The 20525-nt window shown below is 34.4% G+C and carries 22 protein-coding genes; 16 read left to right on the forward strand and 6 right to left on the reverse strand.

Going from position 1 to position 20525, the window contains the following annotated elements; translation table 11 throughout:
* Nucleotides 1-41 precede the first annotated feature (41 nt).
* Nucleotides 42-569: a flagellin gene (locus tag KSK55_RS09155; protein WP_218606681.1), complete on the forward strand. Its 528-nt coding sequence runs from the start codon at nt 42-44 to the stop codon at nt 567-569.
* 202 nt (nt 570-771) lie between these two features.
* The gene (locus KSK55_RS09160) at nt 772-1293 is read left to right on the forward strand and encodes a flagellin (RefSeq protein WP_218606682.1); all 522 of its coding nucleotides are present in this window, start codon (nt 772-774) and stop codon (nt 1291-1293) included.
* Between the two features lie 36 nt (nt 1294-1329).
* Here the strand turns inward: KSK55_RS09160 and KSK55_RS09165 are convergent, their stop codons facing one another.
* The gene (locus KSK55_RS09165) at nt 1330-2250 is read right to left on the reverse strand and encodes a tetratricopeptide repeat protein (RefSeq protein WP_218606683.1); all 921 of its coding nucleotides are present in this window, start codon (nt 2248-2250) and stop codon (nt 1330-1332) included.
* Between the two features lie 302 nt (nt 2251-2552).
* Between KSK55_RS09165 and KSK55_RS09170 the strand changes: the two genes are divergently transcribed.
* On the forward strand, nt 2553-4259 hold the full coding sequence (locus KSK55_RS09170; protein WP_218606684.1) for a hypothetical protein: 1707 nt from the start codon (nt 2553-2555) through the stop codon (nt 4257-4259).
* A 53-nt stretch (nt 4260-4312) separates the two neighbouring features.
* On the opposite strand, the gene KSK55_RS09175 is transcribed toward KSK55_RS09170, so the two are convergent.
* The 4 genes from KSK55_RS09175 to KSK55_RS09190 form a co-directional block, all read right to left on the reverse strand.
* A complete protein-coding gene (locus KSK55_RS09175; RefSeq protein ID WP_218606685.1) occupies nt 4313-5254 on the reverse strand; it encodes a tetratricopeptide repeat protein in 942 nt (313 codons plus the stop codon).
* 550 nt (nt 5255-5804) lie between these two features.
* Nucleotides 5805-6191 (reverse strand): hypothetical protein, encoded by a 387-nt coding sequence (locus tag KSK55_RS09180; protein ID WP_218606686.1) that lies wholly within the window; start codon nt 6189-6191, stop codon nt 5805-5807.
* 1038 nt (nt 6192-7229) lie between these two features.
* The gene (locus KSK55_RS09185; protein WP_218606687.1) at nt 7230-8069 is read right to left on the reverse strand and encodes a formyltransferase family protein; all 840 of its coding nucleotides are present in this window, start codon (nt 8067-8069) and stop codon (nt 7230-7232) included.
* Between the two features lies 1 nt (nt 8070).
* Nucleotides 8071-8844, reverse strand: coding sequence for a polysaccharide deacetylase family protein (locus KSK55_RS09190; RefSeq protein ID WP_218606688.1), 774 nt, complete (start codon nt 8842-8844; stop codon nt 8071-8073).
* A 200-nt stretch (nt 8845-9044) separates the two neighbouring features.
* Here KSK55_RS09190 and KSK55_RS09195 point away from each other — a divergent pair, with 200 nt between their 5' ends.
* The 13 genes from KSK55_RS09195 to KSK55_RS09250 all read left to right on the forward strand — a co-directional run bounded on the left by KSK55_RS09195 (nt 9045) and on the right by KSK55_RS09250 (nt 19473).
* Entirely contained in the window at nt 9045-10184 is a 1140-nt protein-coding gene (locus tag KSK55_RS09195; protein WP_218606689.1) for a glycosyltransferase family 4 protein, read from the forward strand.
* Nucleotides 10165-10938 (forward strand): class I SAM-dependent methyltransferase, encoded by a 774-nt coding sequence (locus KSK55_RS09200; RefSeq protein WP_218606690.1) that lies wholly within the window; start codon nt 10165-10167, stop codon nt 10936-10938. The genes KSK55_RS09195 and KSK55_RS09200 overlap by 20 nt, the downstream gene beginning before the upstream one ends.
* The gene (locus tag KSK55_RS09205; protein WP_218606691.1) at nt 10935-11948 is read left to right on the forward strand and encodes a glycosyltransferase family 4 protein; all 1014 of its coding nucleotides are present in this window, start codon (nt 10935-10937) and stop codon (nt 11946-11948) included. Before KSK55_RS09200 ends, KSK55_RS09205 begins: the two co-directional genes overlap by 4 nt.
* A 5-nt stretch (nt 11949-11953) precedes the next feature.
* A complete protein-coding gene (locus tag KSK55_RS09210; protein WP_218606692.1) occupies nt 11954-13171 on the forward strand; it encodes a glycosyltransferase family protein in 1218 nt (405 codons plus the stop codon).
* A 338-nt stretch (nt 13172-13509) separates the two neighbouring features.
* Entirely contained in the window at nt 13510-13725 is a 216-nt protein-coding gene (locus KSK55_RS09215) for a hypothetical protein (protein ID WP_218606693.1), read from the forward strand.
* Nucleotides 13722-13976 (forward strand): type II toxin-antitoxin system VapC family toxin, encoded by a 255-nt coding sequence (locus KSK55_RS16460; protein ID WP_256663968.1) that lies wholly within the window; start codon nt 13722-13724, stop codon nt 13974-13976. Before KSK55_RS09215 ends, KSK55_RS16460 begins: the two co-directional genes overlap by 4 nt.
* The gene (locus KSK55_RS16465) at nt 13937-14179 is read left to right on the forward strand and encodes a PIN domain-containing protein (RefSeq protein ID WP_256663969.1); all 243 of its coding nucleotides are present in this window, start codon (nt 13937-13939) and stop codon (nt 14177-14179) included. Before KSK55_RS16460 ends, KSK55_RS16465 begins: the two co-directional genes overlap by 40 nt.
* Before the next feature lie 50 nt (nt 14180-14229).
* On the forward strand, nt 14230-15297 hold the full coding sequence (gene wecB / locus KSK55_RS09225; protein ID WP_218606694.1) for a non-hydrolyzing UDP-N-acetylglucosamine 2-epimerase: 1068 nt from the start codon (nt 14230-14232) through the stop codon (nt 15295-15297).
* Entirely contained in the window at nt 15284-16333 is a 1050-nt protein-coding gene (locus KSK55_RS09230) for a polysaccharide deacetylase family protein (protein ID WP_218606695.1), read from the forward strand. The genes wecB and KSK55_RS09230 overlap by 14 nt, the downstream gene beginning before the upstream one ends.
* A 130-nt stretch (nt 16334-16463) precedes the next feature.
* Nucleotides 16464-17363: an O-methyltransferase gene (locus KSK55_RS09235; RefSeq protein WP_218606696.1), complete on the forward strand. Its 900-nt coding sequence runs from the start codon at nt 16464-16466 to the stop codon at nt 17361-17363.
* Nucleotides 17360-17638 carry a polysaccharide deacetylase family protein gene (locus KSK55_RS09240; RefSeq protein WP_218606697.1) on the forward strand — a complete coding sequence of 93 codons (279 nt, stop codon included), beginning with the start codon at nt 17360-17362 and terminating at the stop codon, nt 17636-17638. Before KSK55_RS09235 ends, KSK55_RS09240 begins: the two co-directional genes overlap by 4 nt.
* 7 nt (nt 17639-17645) lie before the next feature.
* On the forward strand, nt 17646-18791 hold the full coding sequence (locus KSK55_RS09245) for a carboxylate--amine ligase (RefSeq protein WP_218606698.1): 1146 nt from the start codon (nt 17646-17648) through the stop codon (nt 18789-18791).
* Nucleotides 18772-19473: a PHP domain-containing protein gene (locus tag KSK55_RS09250; RefSeq protein WP_218606699.1), complete on the forward strand. Its 702-nt coding sequence runs from the start codon at nt 18772-18774 to the stop codon at nt 19471-19473. Before KSK55_RS09245 ends, KSK55_RS09250 begins: the two co-directional genes overlap by 20 nt.
* On the opposite strand, the gene KSK55_RS09255 is transcribed toward KSK55_RS09250, so the two are convergent.
* Entirely contained in the window at nt 19448-20443 is a 996-nt protein-coding gene (locus KSK55_RS09255) for a class I SAM-dependent methyltransferase (RefSeq protein WP_218606700.1), read from the reverse strand. The genes KSK55_RS09250 and KSK55_RS09255 overlap by 26 nt on opposite strands.
* Nucleotides 20444-20525 lie beyond the last annotated feature (82 nt).

Below are 20525 nucleotides of genomic sequence, written 5' to 3' on the forward strand. Positions count from 1 at the left end.
AATAGTGAGATAGTCTGGGTGATCCAGACAGGTGAATAGACATGAAGAAAGAAGCAGCATTTTCCGGTCTCGAAGCGGCAATCGTCCTGATTGCCTTTGTTGTAGTGGCCGCAGTGTTTTCCTATGTCATGCTGGGTGCGGGATTTTTCGCTACTCAGAAGTCACAGGAAGTTACCTATTCAGGTGTAAAACAGTCGACATCAAACCTCGTACTAGATGGTCAATTATATGGGAACTACGATAGTACAGATGGCGATGTAGATACGATTGAATTTTATCTATCAATTCCAGAAGGTGGTCAGCCACAAGATATTGGCGAAGTCGTTTTTGTTTATAGTTTAGAAGGCGGTATTGGGGAAGAGAGAACTCTTGGTACCGGTATTACAATTGACCCAGCATTAACGAATGATATTCTTGTCCCTACCGAAAAGGTAAAGGTCACGTTAACTCCAACCGACACACCAGTACCAGGTGAGACATTTACTATTGAAATCAAACCAAAAATTGGAGCATCTACTCTTATCGCCAAGACCCTAGCTACGGGATACACTGGCGGAGTGATTATTTAATTCAACTTTTTCTCAATCTTTCTTTTTGGTTATTTCTACTGTAAATTTTCATGCAAAGAACAATTGTTCAAAAACAATGTTCGAGAATTAGTATACTAACTTTAAATTTTGATTCTAAATTATAAAGAGTTCAGACCACTAGTTTTATATATAAATAAAGCAATAGTGAGATAGTCTGGGTGATCCAGACAGGTGAATAGACATGAAGAAAGAAGCAGCATTTTCCGGTCTCGAAGCAGCAATCGTTCTGATTGCCTTTGTTGTTGTGGCCGCAGTGTTTTCATATGTCATGCTGGGAGCAGGATTCTTTGCTACTCAGAAGTCTCAGGAAGTTACCTATTCAGGTGTGAAACAGTCGACATCTAATCTCGTATTAGATGGACAATTGTATGGAAGTCTTACAGGAACAACAACGAACAAGATCAATCTTTACCTTTCAATTCCTGAAGGTGGACAACCTCAGAAAATGAGAGAAGTCACATATGTATGGAGTTTGAGCGGTGGAAAAGCAAGAGATTTAAGTGGTTCAGCCGGCTATACTGCAGTTGGTAGCGCTGGAACGACTATTCTTCGGCCAACAGAAAAGATAAAGGTCACATTGAATCCAAATCCAGGTCCGGCACCGGGGAATTCGTTTACCATTGAAATTAAACCAAAAGTTGGTGCATCTACACTTGTTGCAAAAACACTTGCAACCGGGTATGATGGTGGAGTAATCATTTAAATTACCCTCTTTTTTGATCCAATTGATCTGTTCATATCATATGATTTTCATATGACATCGAATGGAGATTATTCCAGTAAACAGTGCAATTATTATTGATATCATACTTAAAGGAATATTCTGATTCTTATTCGAAGAATTGTTATCTCCTTCTAATAATATTTCGAGATATTGTTGGTACATAGTATTATTTGAATTTAGCCGAACAGCATGTTCCATTGCAATAACAGATTCGGTTACATTTTTCAGCGAATACTCTTCCAGGGATAAAGCAAACCAACCCCGATGATCATCAGGTTCTAACTCTATATAATGGACATAAGCATTTCTGGCCATCAAATGATTACCAAACGATCCATACAACACGCCAATAAAATACCATGGTTTTGCATATGATGGATCTACCCGTGTTGCATTTTCATAGGCCTGTAGGGCTAAATTGTACTTTCCATCTTGCTCGTAGGCTTGTCCAAGATTAAATAAGGCATATGAGTCGTTGGGATAGAAATCCAGATATTTTCCATAAGATTTTACTGACTGCGAATAACGCTTCAATCCGTAATTTGCAACACCATGATAGAATAAAACTTCAGGATTACCATTTTTCCGTATTGAATCATTAAAATATTGCTCTGCAATCTCCATATTCCCAAGCATTAAATGTGTTAATCCAATTTTATACAGGATGTCCGAGTCATCAGGGGATATCTCATACGCATTCTGATAATTTTTTAATGCAAGGACAAAATCCCCATTTTCAAAAAAATTTTCTCCTTGTATTAACCAATTAGACAAAGTCTCATTATTCTTGAAATCACTGTCCGTATTCAGAGAATCTCCTGTCTGTTCTGCATTAACAAGACCGAGCACGAATACAAGTATCGAGACCACCAACAGTTTGGATATAATGCTCCTGCTTTTCAATCTACATAATACATGGCACTTTTCTTTATTCATGCAATACCTTTCTCCCAGCCAATTATTATGCCAGTTACAACGTTTTTGAATAATCATAATAAAAAGATTATTCAAGGTTACCACTCTATTTGCATTTCATAGTATAAGGCACAACTTCCAGATAATAGTGCCATTAACTATAATCATATAAAAAAATAATAGTTGATCACATGCATATTACCCGTTTAAGACCATGTTTATCGGAAAACACAGGTTTTCTAAAAACAGATCTCATCATAATGTGCATATTGGCCGGGATATCCTTTGTGTGCTGTTTCGCTATCACCACCCCCGGCATATTGATGAATGATGAATGGATTACTCTGAATCAACTTTATCAAATATCTCATAATTCACAAATTACCTTTAATGAAGGAAAATACGGTACATTATTTACAGGAGAATTAGACTCATATTTTGTAGCCAAACAGAATTATCTGGCGTATAGTTTATTTCTTCCAGTTGTCTCTTTACCTGTGTTACATATAATCCATGTCACATCAGATAATTTTAGATTGTTATTTTTATGCATATGGGCAAGCATCGGATACATCACCCTCGCCCTATTTAGAAAATTTTTTGTATATAATAAACGGGATGAAATAATCTCTCTGTGTTTGTTTATTATTTTTACAGCACTTTTCATCTCAAACATCATTTTTTACCGACCATTCCCCGCAGAAAGTGAAATCAGACCTGTTGAGACAGCGGCCATAATTTTCATGGGGAGTGTACTTTTCAGCCTCATGACACCCCTTTTATATGGCACTTTCATCCAATTTTTAAACAATAGGAAAACTGCAATTATATCTTCAATCATTACATTATGTTGTTCATCATATCTGATATGGGCCGGATCAGCAAAAGATCATATATTAGTGGCTTTTCTTGTCACCTGTATTTTTTTTCTGATCTCTCTGATTATTAACCATCAATCAGGAGTAAGATGGTTTTTTTTATTTTTGATCTGCGGTCTGCTTTGCTGGGCAAGAACCGAGTATGGAGTTGTGGTATTATTAGGATTGGTTGGATGGTTTGTTTGGAAAAACATTTTTCCACAATATGTAGATAAAAGACGCTCACTCCAAAAAATAATAATCGCAGTAGGATGGGCAGGAGGAGGGACTCTATGTGGTTTAATTCCATTTTTCTATAATAATATTATAACAACCAAAAATCCATTTATCCCCCCTCAATACATCTATATTGCTACTCGAAATTTGCCAGTGGATCAAACTGCAGAGATAATTGAATCGAATGCTATAACCCACATAAATAGCGGAGTATTTTCGATGATATGGAAGGTTATTTCATTCTACATGCCGGATAGCATAGATATATCTGATTTATATGGGATAATGATAGATCCACAAAACGGAGGAGTGGGTATTCTTTTTATCGTTCCATTGCTGCTTCCTGCATGTGGATTTTTTTTTGCACATAGAAAGAATATTCACAAGAATTATACGGTCAAATCTCAAATGATGATTCATTTTGCAATATTTTTTATCTTTATATCATTTCTTGCCTACCTCAGGGTATTACACGGTTCAAATGTAAGTTTTGGAGTGTTACCAGACATGAGATACTATTCCCCCCTGTATGTTCCACTAAATATCGTATCAATACTTCTTTTATCGCCCATTATCTCCTCAACTACTGAAAAAGTCTTTAAGATATTTATAACTGCAATAATGTGTTTTCCAATATCGTACATTCTAATAATTTTGAGTTTATCAACCCAAGGTGCATCATTTCAGGATTTTATGGTTCCGTTGGAATATATGATGATAGTTTTTGGAATATTGAGTATTATTTTAGCAACTATATCAAAGGAATATCCATTTTCAAACAAAACCTTACTTTATGTCATTTTAATTCTGGTTGTAATTCCCCTGACATTTCAGATAATCGACACTGTTATTACTGGTCATCAAAAACCAAACGGATATACTTATTGGTTACCAATATTAGAATTTACATTTGGGAAATATTTCATATCCCTATAAATTTTTAAAAGAGTAAATAAATTTTCTGCAACAAGTAAAGGAAAACCTATCCCCTATTTTCTATATATTATTATAATACTCATGCAACCAATAATAAATAATAATAAAATAATAAATCGATCATCTAGTCGCTCACTTACGGCCCCTAATTCTATGGAGTTTTTTTCATCGATATACAACTTTAAGTGTTCAGAATAGATTTGATTCGTTGGATCAATTTCAATAGCCTGATGTAATGCCTCTATTGACGCATTCAACATCTTATCATCATGAAGGGATTTGGCATAGTAAAACCAGCCTATATCATCATCAGGATCCAAGGATGTATAATTCTCAAAGGCCATCCATGCTAATGAGATGTTTCCGAATGAGAGAAATATTTTACCTTTGTTCATCCAAGGTCCAGGAAGGGCAGGGTCTGAGATAATGGCATTATCATATGCCTGAACAGCTAGATCAAATTTTCGTATCTGTTCATATGCGATACCCAAATGAATCCATGCCTGCGGATCATGAGGATGTATACGTGATGCATTTTTAAGGAGGGAGACTGCATCATTATATTGACCCAACTCTGATTTTACAACTCCCGCATAATAAAAGAGATTAAAAAAGGGATTATTATCTTCATATGCCTTGCTAAAGTAATGATCTGCCTGGAACATATTCCCAGAATGATATGCATTAAGACCTAGATTGTAATAGATTTGGGAGTGGTTACTACTATATTGCAGTGTTTTTTCAAAATCCTTTTGAGCGGCTTCATGTTTTCCCAGATTCATATTGATTAAACCGCGAAGATTGAGAGCAGAACCATTCGTTTCATTTATTGAAATAATATCATTAACCATCTTCAATGATGCTTCATAATCACCCTTCTGATAGAAATCTATTGATTTTATAAAAAGGGAATTTTCTAAATTATCCGCTCCATCAATTATTCCAAAAATTGCCAGAAAGAAGGAGAGAAAGAAAAGAACACGATATAAGTGCATATGAAAAATTTGTTTTAAAGCTAGATAGGTGATTCTACAAGACCACGGATTTAAACATATGAGAAAAGAAATATTATGTGATGTTTCATTTGGATGAGAATAATAAAGTCGATCTTGTAATAATGCTCATCCTAGCAGGTTTATCATTTTGTCTTTGTTTTTCCATTTCCTCTCCATCATTATTTATCACTGATGAATGGATCACAACAAACCAACTAAATCAACTATTCACTGGTTCTCAGCTTATAGAAAACGAAGGTAAATATGGAAGACTTTTTTCTGGAGAACTGAGTGCTTATTTTACAACACGTGATAATTACCTTGCGTATAGCCTGATGTTGCCTTTCCTGGCGATCCCATCCTTATTAATAATTCATACTTTTGGAGATTTTTTCCGTTTACTTTTTCTAATCGGATGGTTTGTTGCCGGAACACTGTCTCTCCTTGGATGTATTACATTATCATCCAGATTCCAATATAAAAATTTAGAGAAAGTATTTATTATTTTTCTATTCTTATTCTTAGGATTTTTTCTTTTAAACCTTTATTTCTACCAGCCATTTGAGACAACTTGGGATGACAGTCCGGTAGAATCTGCAGCAATAGTATTTACCTGCGAAATACTCTGTGCTCTCATTGCACCGATGATATACACAACTTTCCGATCATTACTACTATCACGGACGATATCGATTCTCGGAGCAATGTCAGTCATCTCATGTTCCTCATATCTGTTCTGGTCAGGATCAGCAAAAGACCATATATTAATAGCATTTGTTGTGGCATGTCTCATCCTGACGTTTTCTATAAACCGATGCTCTAATTCATTGCCAAAGACCTTTGGGGTTTTTTTCATTGGTGGATTAATTTGCTGGGCTAGACCGGAATATGGATCAATTATATTAATTGGTTTGGCTTTATGGGAAATGGTATCCATTCTAACAAAGAATACTGGCAATTTTGGTATTCTTAATATGAATAATTTTAAACGGATTCTTGCAGGAACTATTGGTTCAATTGCTGGGCTTTTACCATTTTTCCTAAATAACTTTCTAATAACACAAAATCCCTTATTACCCCCTCAATATCATTATGTAGTAAATAGTAGATTTGTGGAGACGGCATCCATAATTCAGAATGGTGGTTTTAACAATAGTAGTATCTTTCAGGATGTTACGTCATATATATTCTATGCAATACATTTCTTTGTCCCGAACATCCAAACAATACATGTTGATTTATACTACCTCTTAATGAACCCTCTAAATGGAGGGATAGGCATTCTTCTCATGAGCCCGATTTTTCTGCCAGCTCTTGTTTATGGGATCAAATCGCGAGATCAATGTAGTAAAATATTTACTACAGAGATTAAAAAACAGACATATTTTTGTTTTTTTATCATCGGAATTACCATTATTGCCTATGCCCGTGTAATGCATGGATCAATAATGAGTGAGGGGAGCCTACCTGACATGCGATATTTTTCACCTCTCTATATTCCAATGGGAATCTCCTCGGTTCTCCTATTCTCACCACTCATAAGAAAAAACCAAAAAGGATGGCTTTTCTATTCAACCATATCTCTAATACTTCTGAGTCCACTCATGATCATAATATCCGGATATATTTTTGCAGGTTTTTCAATTCTTCAATATCGATCCTTGATGATTGCGATTGTTCTCATGATATATCTCCTACTTATGGGATCTGCAATCATCAAAAGGGACATATGGTTATCAAAAAGGATTTTCCCTATTTTTTATGGAGTTTTGATCAGTATCCCAATTTCTATTCAATTTATGATGGTTCTTTTTTATACTCATGCAAAAATGAACGGGTATCCTTTCTGGTTGCCAACGGTGCAATATGTATTCACTCATATTTTTCATTTGATATATTAGGTCATATCATTCAAATGAGGAGCCATCTAAAATACCATAATATTCCTCTAAAATATTAATTAGCGTTGAGAAAATTAATTAATATAAATATCATGATATAAATTTTTTAGAATTTTTCCCGTCATTTTCAGTTCATTCAGGTTCATCGGTCGATGGTGGAGACCTAACCCATTTTCCTGATGTATTGGTTGAATTCCCTTATTGTAGATTTGATCTATCATAATGTATACAAAAATAGGAAATAAACGATCACATTCCTTTCTTAATTTTATTAAATCAATGCCATTAGGAAAAAAGAAGAACCTTTTTAAAATCGGCCCAGTATCAATTCCAGAATCAACAATATGGGCGCTCACACCGATTCCATCATGGTAAAATATTGACCAGAAAAATGAATCTAGTGAACGGTGATAGGGTAATATTCCAGGATGAAGATTTATAATATTATATTCGTTCGTGAGTATTTCAGGTTTTATAATCCATTGACTACTAGCCAGGAATGCCCAGGTAATCCCATTGTTTATGAGAATAGTTTTTGTTATTTGGGTCGATAAGTTTTTGACAGGATAAAAACTAATCCCACGGTTACTCAATTGATATGAAAAAATTGCAGATCTAATCATTCCAATTATAATAAAAAAAGGTTTTATAATAAAAGGTGGAAGGAACAAAAATACTGAAAAACCAAACAGTTTAATTAAAGCGATTAATCTCTCGGTCCATTTTGTTGAATTCTGCCAAGTAAAAAGAAGATGATTACGTTTAAAAATAATTTGAGATGCAGTAAAAATAAATCGAAAATCGGTTTCAAAAATTACGATAGGAAGGTCCCTCATTCTCGTCATGAGGTAATCTATTGTATGAAGTGTTTTTTTGCACCCTGCAGTTCCCAAAATTGCAAACACATTATTCATATTAAAAATCCTGATATAACGTAATGATCTTTTTTCCCGCTGAAAAGACATTATCCATAATTAAGCTCACAGAGTACATTACTGGAGAATTATTCCATCTTTCAGGGTGTATATTTAAATATAAAAAAGGGGGTTTTTCTTTATAAATAAATTCAATCAATTCCTGAGTTGTATGAATTTGACGAAAATAGAATATCCCCCCAGACATATGATCGCGAAGATTATTTTTTCCATTCCATGCCCGACCAGTATCTGTAAAATAGAGAAAATTAGCCGGTATATCATACGCTTCACCAATAATCCCAAGGTCAGACAGCGAATAATAATTCCAAAGAAGCCGATTATCATATGGAGAGAGAGGAGAACCGTGCATACTCACAGTACGAATTGGAATAATTTCACGAAAAATTGACAATTCTTTTTGAAATAAAACCCAGGCTGAACTTATATCTCCTTTGGTTTTACAAAGGACTTCGTAATGATATCCAATTTCATGACCATATGAATATAGCAATTTCATAACAAGTGGAGAGAAGGTACTAGGATATCTAAAGTAGTAGGAAGATTTAATGCCCATTTTTTTTTCTAAATGGGCCATCCTTTCCGCATTATTAACCCATCGATCAATATCATGGCGAATTATTACGATTTTTTTGTCATAGATAGGAGTATTGGAAAAAGTCGAAAGGAATTCTGCTACTGAATAAAAATTATAAGACGATTTAGTTAATCTAGCACAGAGGTCAATGTATGCCTGGTGCGTAAAATCAAACATCACTTATAAATAATTTTGATTGTATTTACATATAACATTCTCATAGATAGAATGAAGATATTAGTTGATTTAATTAAAGATTTCTGTAGTATGTATATTAGTAAATAATGAAGAAAATCTTCCTCATTTCATGTATGGTTAAAATACTATTTCTCACTAGCTCATACCCGGCCCATCAAGAAGACGTTCATAGTATGTTTATGAGAGATTTAACTTTAGCTATTACAATCAAGGAATATGAGGTAATTGTTCTTTGCCCCAATCAACCAGGACTTCGTTGTTATGAGGTTCAGGATGGTATCAAAATTTTTCGATTTCCTTACTGGTTTACTCGAACAGGACAACTGTTAAATAAAAAGGGAGGGATTATTCCGTCGATTACTCAATCACCTTTAGCAATTTTTCAGTTATTCCTATTTTCAGCATGTCAATTACTGTTTGCATTTAAAATCGCGAAAAATGAGAAAATTGATCTTATTCACTCTCATTGGATAATCCCTCAGGGACTGATAGGGGCTGCTATCAGTTTTTTTACAGGTATTCCACATATTTTATCAATTCACGGTACGGATATTCATATCATTCATTCATACAGGATCGCATATCCCTGGATGAGAGTGATAGCAAAATATTCTGATCATATCACCTCAAATAGTCAACATACATATAAACGGATTCGCAGAATACTCCCAAACAAAATCATTAATATTATTCCAATGGGGATACACCCGGAAGAGTATTCAATAATTCAGAGACACAATAAAGAAAAAAAAATTCTTTTTGTAGGTAGGTTAATTGGATGGAAAGGAGTAGAATATCTTATAAAAGCACAACAAATTATCCAGAATAAAAGTTCTTTATGTGTCCAACTAAATATTATCGGTGATGGACCTGATAAAGAAAAGTTAATTGAATTATCGCAAAGGTTAAAAATTTTATCACATATTTCCTTTCTCGGAAGAATTACCAGGGATTCACTTTTACATTATTATTCTAATGCTGACGTTTTTGTTCTGCCTTCTATTATCCATAATAACCAGACAGAAGGCCTCGGTGTGGTTCTCCTTGAAGCCATGGCATCAGGGGTCCCAGTTATCGGTAGCAATATCGGAGGTATTCCGGACATCATCGAGGACGGTGTAAACGGGCTTCTTGTTTCACCTGGTGATCCACAGGGTTTGGCTGATGCAATAATTCAAATCCTTGAAAATCCAGAACTTGCTGCTCGGTTCAGAGAGGCTGGACTAAAGACCGTTCGGGATCGCTTTTCCTGGGATAAAATAAGTGACCAGTTTATTGAAGTATATCAGGAAGTATTACATGAATCAAATGAGGTCTGAATACCAGGAAGGATATTCACAAATCAATCCAGCAGTTTTAAATATAAATGACAGAATGGATAAAGCAAAAAAAATTCAATTGGTATTGGACGATTATTTTAAAAATGACAGGAATTTCGGGATAGTTGTTGATATTGGATGTTCAGGAGGGATCATATTACATCATCTGAAGGGAGATTTTCAACAGAAAATCGGAATTGATATCGATTTTGAAGCATTAAAAAAAGCAAAACAGGATTACCTTTTTCAGGATATCGATTTTATCTGTGCTGATGGCATGAATCTCCCGTTTCGTAACAATTCCACAGCATTCTGTATCTGTAACCATGTGTATGAACACCTCCCAGATTCTAAAAAATTGTTCAAAGAAATATATAGAACACTTATATCAGGAGGAGTAAGTTATTGTGCTGCAGGGAATGCCCTTTCTATTATGGAAGGGCATTATCATCTTCCTTTTCTTTCATGGATACCGAAGGGGCTGGCTCATCGTTACTTAAGACTAATGAATCGTGGTGATTATTATTATGAGAAACATCTGACATGGTGGTCCTTTAAAAAAATAATCTCAATGTTCAGGATTCATGACTATACCATCCGGATTATCAGGGAACCGGAATTATTTGCGGGTACTGATTTAATTAAACCAGAATCAATGATTACCCGAATGCCTACAATATTTCTTACATTGCTCTATCCATTCATTCCAACTTGGATCCTGATGCTTGAAAAACCAAGAGTTGATCAGGATTGAAAATACTTTTTCCATTAGCACAAGCCGATTCAGGATCAGATGTCTTCACCTACAATCTTGTTTCCGGATTGAATAACTCATCAATTCAAGCCGATATTCAAAACCTCCCGAGATGGTCTGGATATGTCCCATCATTCATGGGAAAAATTTGCAAATCGGCAGGTTATGATATCATTCATGCAAATACCTGGAATGGGTATCCATTTAAAAACAACAACCAACCTTTATTAGTAACAGAACACCTTCTTGTACATGATCCAATTTTTCTGCCCTATAAAACCTCTTTACAACGGCTCTATCATTCATATATTTTTCAATGGGAAAAAAAGAGCATTAATGTTGCAGATTCAGTAATCAGTATAAGCAACTATACAAAAAACAAAATTGAAGAAGTATTTGGCTATTCTGATTCTATCCTCATTTACAATGGAATTGATGAAAATTTTTTTAAACCATTCGATGTTGAAAATCAGAGAATTGACTCAAATATTGTAGTTCCTTCCAAAAATACCATATTATTCTTTTCCGGAAATGCAACAATTAGAAAGGGTGGTGATCTGCTTCCAAAAATTATGAATGAACTCGGGGACAAGTATTCGCTGTTAATAAGTGGGGGATTACGAAAGAATACCCACTTAAATGCACCTAATATTATATCCACCGGGAAATTATCTTTACATGAACTGGTAGAAATATACAATTATGCAGATATTTTTCTCTTTCCAACTCGGCTTGAGGGCTTCGGGCTCTCGGTTGCAGAAGCCATGGCATGTGGAAAGCCTGTTGTTACAACAGATTGTTCAAGTATGCCTGAACTGGTAGTTGATGGAAAGGGTGGTTTTCTCTGTGAAATGGATAATGTAAAAGATTTTGCAGAATCAATCAGAATCCTCGCTGAAGACTCTTCTTTGCGTCGTGAAATGGGACTTTTTAATCGCAATAGGGTTGAAAAGAAATTTACTCTTGACAGAATGGTTCAGGAATATATAAGGGAATATAAATATTTATAATACTGATGCAAAATCACTCTCGCTTATACCCTTTTCATATTATCGTATTAGATAATCATCCTGAAAATGATCAACGAATCATCCGTCATATTGATTTTTGTAAAAAAAATCAGATTCCCATTGAAAGGATACGGTTTAACCTGCATCAAAAAACTCCGGAGATGATAATAGACAAAATAAAGAGTAATTACTCACTTCAATGCCCGATTATTTTCAAAGGAGGAATATTCAATTATATCCTTGTTTATCTTTCAATGTTATTTTCTCCATGGATATGGTATAAATTAATAAAATTAATTCGGAAAATTGTTCAGAAGAAAGGAGAACGAATTATTTTTCATGTTCATGATCCTTTCCTGCTCATTTTTGGAGCAGTCTTGAAAATTTTTAAATATAAAAACAGTTTCATCGTTTACGATCGTCATGAATATTATGAAGAAATGAAAGGTATCGGGAAATATTGTGAAAAATTTACCCGTTTTTTTATAGATGGGATTGTCCTGGTGACTGATAACCAAATCCATAGTACGAAAACTCATATTCCCGGTGTAAATCATATTGTAGTTGTTCCAAATTATCCAAATATTGACAATCGGTTTGCCGACAGAATTCATGAAAAAATATCAACTGTATTGCATTCAGATCGGATAAACATCACATACATCGGATCATTAAGTACAAAAGTAGACCGGGATATAAATGGAATGATGGATATTTGCTTAGCACTTTTAAAGAAATTTCCGGAAGTGTATGTTACGATAGGGGGATCAACATCAGAAAAAGATCTCCTGGAGAGATTTGATATCCTTAAAACGATGTACTCGGGAAGGTTTTTTTATGCCGGATATCTGAACCGAAATGAAGTGATTCATTTTACTTCTGATGCACATTTTGGATTTTTCCTTATAGATGTGAATTCACCATATTGGGTTTCTTGTAGTCCAAATAAAATCTTTGATTATCTCTTGTATGGTGTTGTTCCAATCATCAGGGCAAATATAGAAGAGAGAGAAAACCTGAAACAATGTAGCTTGTTGTATGATCAGATCGATAGTAAAGAGAAAATAATCCAGGATATTGGGTATTTTATTGAAAATAGAGAACAACTTCAAAAATTCATGAAAGAGGCTAAAAAGTTAAGTCAATTGTATTCTTTCGAGTCAGTTGAGGAAAGATATTCTTTATTATACCAAAAAGTAATTTCATCGAGAAAAGAAAATTAACGCATCATATTTGTGAATGAACTGTAATTGAATCCTGAATTGCAATTGCTTGATCTAATTATTATATTACAGAGAAAAAACAGAAAATGGTCAAATATTTATTCATGTTATCGATAATTGATAGTTCAGATGAAATTGTCCTTCAAAGTTATTATTGAAATATACCTGAAGAGGTAAGCTGAATGATAATCTGTTGATACATGAAACTCATATACTTCAACCAAGGGCTTTATTGCCCATAATGCATAATAATAAAATAACATACACATAGTAAAGTTTATAAACTTTTTTCTCTATGTGCAAAGATATCTGATTCGGATTATACCAGGAGATAGATTATGAAAGTAAAGGACCTCATTTATGAAGAAATTAAAGACATGTCAGCTTCAGAATATTTATCAGTATATCAGTATATCCACGCAATTAAAGCAATTCGCCCAAAATTACATAAAAATAAGAGAGAACATGCATATGAGGATGTTTGCTCTGCCCTTAACAATCTTACAGGAACCCTGACAGATGATATTGTCCAGGGAAGAGAAGAACGAGTATGAATCTTTTTTTTGATACATCTGCTCTTGTTAAGATATTTCATAACGAGGAAGGATCAGAATCAATCCAAAATTTGATCTTAAATGAACAGAATAATCTCTATATATTAGATATTGCACAAATCGAATATTATAGTGCATTATATAGACGATATCGAAATCATGAATTATCAAAAAAAAACTCTCTATTGCCATTACAGGGTTTGAAAAGGAAATGGCAAATTATTACATTCAGTCAACAACATCACCGATAATAAAAGAAGCACAAAACCTCATATTTTCATATGGAAAAAGATTCGGACTTCGAACCCTTGATTCACTTCATCTAGCAGCTTTTTCTTTAATCGCAAATGAAGATTGGATTTTTGTTTGTTGTGATGCAATATTGTCATGTGTCGCAGAAGAATGTCACTACACTGTTTTTAATCCAATTCTAAAAAAAGAAAGACGAGATTAAATTATTAAAAAATTATTGGTTGATTCCTCCAAAAAAATCCAAATCATTCCATGAAAATTATTTCAGTCCTCGGTGCCAGGCCCCAGTTCATCAAATCATCCCCGGTTTCGCGGTTAATTAGAGAGAAAAACACAGAGATTCTGATCCACACCGGTCAACATTATGATCCGGAGATGTCTGAAATCTTCTTTAAAGAACTTAATATCCCAAAACCGGACTATAATCTGGGGATTGGTTCAGGATCACATGGCAAACAGACGGGTGAAATGCTCGTAAAAATTGAGGAGATACTTTCTCTTGAAAGACCTGATTTGGTTTTAGTATACGGGGATACCAACTCAACTCTGGCAGGAGCGTTGGCAGCCGCAAAACTCCATATTCCGGTTGCTCATGTTGAAGCCGGTCTTCGAAGTTTTGATAGAGGCATGCCAGAAGAGGTGAATCGGGTTTTAGTTGATCATCTATCAGACATCTTATTCTGCCCGACACAGACTGCTGTTGATAATCTCTATAGCGAAGGCATAAAAAAGGGCGTGTTTCTGACCGGGGATGTGATGGCTGATGCATTGATAGAGAATCTTACGCTGGCGGAAAAACAATCTCCTATACTTGAACAATACTCTCTCAGGTCAGGTCAGTACCTGGTCCTAACCATTCACCGGCCATCCAACTCAGACAACCCTGAATGTATGAATGATATCATCAGAGCAATTTCAGACAGTGGTGTGAAAACAATATTTCCGGTTCATCCCAGGACAAAAAAGAATCTTATTGATTTTGGTATATGGAATAAAATGCCGGATAACATCATTTTGTGTGATCCTCTCGGGTATCTGGATATGATCATGGTGATGCGGCATGCCTTAAAAATCCTGACTGATTCTGGTGGTATTCAGAAAGAATCATACATTCTTCATACTCCATGTTTAACTCTCCGTGATAATACCGAGTGGGTTGAAACAGTGAATGCAGGATGGAACACCTTAGTAGGATCAGAGAGATCCAGAATAGAAAAGATGATCCATACATTTATTCCCGAACCAACACATCCGGATTTGTTTGGGTCAGGCGCATCTGCAAAAATTGTGGAGATAATTACACACTATGAAGATAGATAGTAATACACTTCGTCTTACTCGCCCGGACCTCTGGGATCGGTTCACCAGGCGGGAAGAATACGAAAACCCCATCCGTGATATGCATGGCAGATTTCCGTACTGGGCAAGCCAGGATAGGGATATCTTCAGACCTTCGGTATCAGAATACCTGTATGAACAGGGATTAATCAAACCAGAATACCCGGACGGGTGCGAATTTGCCCTGTGTGTAACCCATGATGTTGATGTGATATATTCATCGCCATACATGAAAATCCTGAATGGGCTCCTGTCTGCCAGGCAGGGCGACCGAAAGAGAGCCGTACGAGAAATCGGTTCGGCATGTAACCGAAAAAGCCCTTTTTATAATTTTAAAGAGATATTATCTTTAGAGGAAAAATACGGGGTAACGTCAACCTGGTTTTTTCAGGCCCTGGAACCCGGCGAACCGGAGTTCCGATATAGGTTATCAGATGTTGAAGATGTTTTAGGTGATATTCTTGATGCAGGGAGTGAGATTGGGTTACATGGAGGATTTGATGCTCCCTTTAACCTGGACCGACTATTGATTGAGAAGACTCGACTTGAAAAGGTACTTGGGGAGAAGGTAACGGGATACCGCAGTCATTATCTTAAGTTCCAGGTGCCAAAGACCTGGGAGTTACTAGAACAGGCGGGGTTTTCATATGATTCGACACTTGGATATTCTGACTGTATGGGTTTCCGGAGTGGAATGTGTCATCCGTACAAGCCGGTGAATTTGAATACCGGGAAGGAGATTGATATTATTGAGTTCCCGCTTCATGTGATGGACATGAGTTTGTTTCACCAGTATATGCGGCTTGATTTTGATGGGGCGTGGAGAGTGGTTAAAAAATCTATTGATAATGTACATAATTGTCGTGGTGTATTGGTCATAAACTGGCATAATACCGGATATGTCAATGATAGCTATGAAAAAAAGATTGTAGAAAAGATTATGGCATTCTCAATAAAAAGAGGAGCGTGGATAGGAAGTATGAATCAAATCATTTATCCGGTGAGTTACAAGTTATAACCAGTTAACACATACGAATGTTCGTTCTATGTGAAGGTATTTAGTTTTCATGATCATATCCATATTACAAAACAAGTCTTAATCCAATACAATCAGTTAATATAAATAAATTATTTTGAAAGGGGGTTTCATGTCACTCATCCACAGTAAACACATACAGATTATGAGAGTCAAGTCCAACAATGTATTAACAACCATTCATTTGACATTCCACCGACGAAAAATAAAATATATTATTCAATCTTTAACAGATCATGAGTGTGAAAGTATTCATCTCATTGGTGATGCTCTCATCGAAACTATTGATAATATAATTACTCCTGAAGAAGAACGATACATATCTCTCGTAGAAAAACGAAGATCTTTTTTGTTAAAATCGGATTTGGTAGTCGAAAGTGTTGATTATGGTGCTGGAAACCCCAAATCTGACAGAACCAAAGAACAGATGCGAGAAGGATTTCGCTCGACCACTTCAGTTTCACAATTATGCAGGATTAGCAAATCGAAATTTTGGGCCCTTTTAATTTTTAAATTAATTCGGAAACTAAAGCCTGCTTCATGTTTAGAGTTAGGTACGTGTCTGGGCATTTCTGCATCATATCAGGCAGCTGCACTAACTTTGAATAAAAAAGGAAGATTATTGACTCTTGAAGGATCTCCAGAATCATGTAAAATTGCAAAAGAAACAATGGAAGAGGTTGAATTAAAGAATGTTGATGTAGTATGTGGTCCTTTTGATGATACCTACCTTAGTGCTCTTTCATCATTACAACATGTAGATTTTTTATTCAACGATGGGCATCATGATCATGATGCCGTGCTCAAATACTTCAAAGAAGCATTACCCTATTTGGCAGATGATGCAATTATTATCTTTGATGACATCGCTTGGTCTCAAGGGATGCAAAAGGCTTGGAGAGAGATTGAAGATGATACAAAAGTTGTTGTTACTGTTGATCTCGGCACTATGGGTATAGCCTTTTTGTCAAAAAGAGAGATTGAGAAAACCAGGTTTTCTATACCGTTATGAAAGATGAATACCAGAAAAGAATTGATATTATAGAGTTGTTACTCCATGTGATGTACATGAGTTTGTTTCAGCAGTATATGCGGGTTAATTATGATGGGGCGTGGAGAGTTGTTAAGGAGATAATTGATTCAGTGCGCAAATGCAAGGGAGTGTTTGTAGTGAACTGGCATAATACAAACTTCAGAGAGAATTATATTGAAAGAAAAGTGTTAGAGAAAATACTTGTTTATTGTGAAAAGAAACCAGCATATATGGAGACCCCATTATTGCCCTGATCACTTTGTGGAGATTGAATCAGTTTTGAAATCACAAATTAAAATAATAGTGACAGATGCTAACTACAAACATACTTTAGGAATTGTTAGAAGTCTGGGTCGAGCAGGCTATTATATTGTCGCTTTGGGACAAAATAAAAGATCCCAGTCATTTTACTCGAAATATTGTAAAGAAAAATTAATTTCTCCTGATCCGAAAAATGAAGTTGAATTTGTTCAATTTTTGGAAAATTATTTAATGAACAATAAAATAGATATTCTACTTCCAGTTGGATATAATTCAACAATAACAATATCTAACCACAGAGATAAACTGCTACCATTAGTTACAATTCCTCTTGCAGGAAAAACCGCCATTGAAATTGCATCAGATAAAAGAAAGACATTAGATTTAGCAAAAAAACTTAACATTTTAACTCCAATGGAATATTACTCCGTTAAAGGCATCAACAAATATCCCGTTGTTGTCAAAGGAATTTATGAATCAGGACAAATAAGGTATATCAATTCTCAAGAAGAAGTAAATAGAATTGATTTTTCTACAAATGTTGTTCAGGAATATATACCTGGTGATGGTTATGGATTATATGCACTGTTCAATAAAGGTGAATTGAGAACTTTTTTTATGCATCAAAGAATTCGAGAATATCCAATTACAGGTGGCTCTAGTACTTGTGCAAAAAGTGTTTTTTATGAGGAATTGAAAAACACTGGAATTAGGATATTAAAAGAACTTAAATGGCATGGAGTAGCCATGGTCGAATTCAAAAAAGATACTCGTAATGATAATTATGTTCTAATGGAAATTAATCCAAAATTTTGGGGATCTTTAGATTTATCTATCTCTTCAAATCTGGATTTTCCAAGATTACTTGTAGAGATGTCATTAAAGGGTGATATTGAACCAATTGATAATTATTCAAAAGACATAATATTTCGTTGGCCTTTTCCAGATGATTTTTTATTTTTATTTTCCAAACCCTCCTCCATCATACCAATGATACGAGAGTTATTTAATAAAAAAGCATTTAGTAACATAATGATCGAAGATTTTTTTCCTAACATCATTCAAATAATAAATACAATTATTGTATTAAAATCAAAAATTTTAAATAAAAATTTACGGTACCCACATGGAAAACCAAAAATTTAAAATTGTCGCTGATTTTCATATTCATTCAAAATATTCATATGATTCCCTTTTATCCCCAAAAAAGATATTAAAAATTGCTAAAAAACGTGGTTTAAATACAGTTGCCCTAACTGATCATAATTCGATTAGAGGAGGAATTGAAACTCAAAAATTTAATAATGATCCAAATTTTCATGTGATTATTGGATCTGAGATCAATACAGAAATTGGAGATATTATTGGAATATATTTAAACGAGGATATAAAATCGAGAGAATCAATTGTTGTTATTGAAGAAATTAAAGCTCAAGGAGGAATGGTAATTCTGCCTCATCCTTATAGGGGACATGTACTTTATGAACAAATAATTTCACAATGTGATGCCATTGAAATCTTTAATAGCAGATCCTCAATAATTGAAAACAATTCATCTCTCGAATTAGCTCGAAAATTCAAAAAGCCTTTTGTTGCAGGAAGTGATGCCCATTTTTCTTGTGAAATCGGATTGTCAAAAAATTTCTTAAACAATAATCAATTTAAAGAGACAATAGCATTTCCATTCTCTCACAAAAACATCTTTGGCAATTACAGTCCGAATTATTTAATTCATTATAGTCAATTGATCAAATCCATTAAAACGAGAAATCTTAAAAAAATTCCATATGACTTTTTTAAAATCACGAGTTGTATTTTTCATCATTAGATATAATTTCTTTCTTTTTCGCTAGTATTCTAATTACCGGCAAATTTAATCGGGAATTCTTTTTTTTAAAGAAATTAGTTAAATACATTAGGCTTATTCTTACACACATGGTAAAATCCGATATACAAATATTCCTTAAACTAAAAATACCGCATTCAAACATTATTTCTCTATCTTTGAAGTAATCCTTCCATATAAACAGGTAATCAATCCGTGAATCCCAATAATGAGGATTTCCTACCCGTTCTAAAAACAATATCTCATAATTGTTATTCTCTAACAGAATTCGAAGGCTCAATTCTGAAAAAGACCAAAAGTGTTGTCCCATTGAACTGGATGGGAATGTATCTACTTCCATAACAGGTCCCTCATATTCCGCATCAGGAACTTCCAAAAAGAGGTAATGCTCGTGCAAGTATGCTTGAAAGATATTAATTATTTTATTAGGATTATCAAGATGCTCTAATAAATGAATTAGAGAAATGAAATTAATTTCTGAACGATGAATCCCAATTTCCTTTACCAAATCTTCACATAAAAAACCTGCTTTTAAATCGACTTTTAAATTCTCTTCCCCCCATTGGGTTGAAACTGGATCAGAATCAAATCCCATTCCAGAATTTAAAAAACCTGATCGTTTTAAGTATGATAAAACCCACCCTCTTCCTGCTCCAAACTCCAAATAATTTATTTTATGTGGCTCAATTTTTATTTTTTTCAGCCCATCAATAATAAATTTAGACTGTACTTCAGCCATATTTCTCTCAATATTGTCTGAATATCGAAAATACCGTGATGAATAATATTCGTTTATTGTTTTTGCATCAGGTAATGGCTCCCTAAAATATAGACCACATTTTTTACAGTGGTAAGTTGAAGAATCTATTAAATTCAATAATCTTAACGAATTTAGTTTAATAGCATTAGAATGACAGATTGGACAAATCATATGTTTCACTTTATAGTTCATGGAATTGGATTTTTAGATATTATGTAAAAATATTTTTGGATTCATAAATTTTCTTTTAAACTTCAAAGATTATTACTTCATT

Source organism: Methanospirillum hungatei, assembly GCF_019263745.1.
In the GTDB taxonomy this organism is placed as follows: domain Archaea; phylum Halobacteriota; class Methanomicrobia; order Methanomicrobiales; family Methanospirillaceae; genus Methanospirillum; species Methanospirillum purgamenti.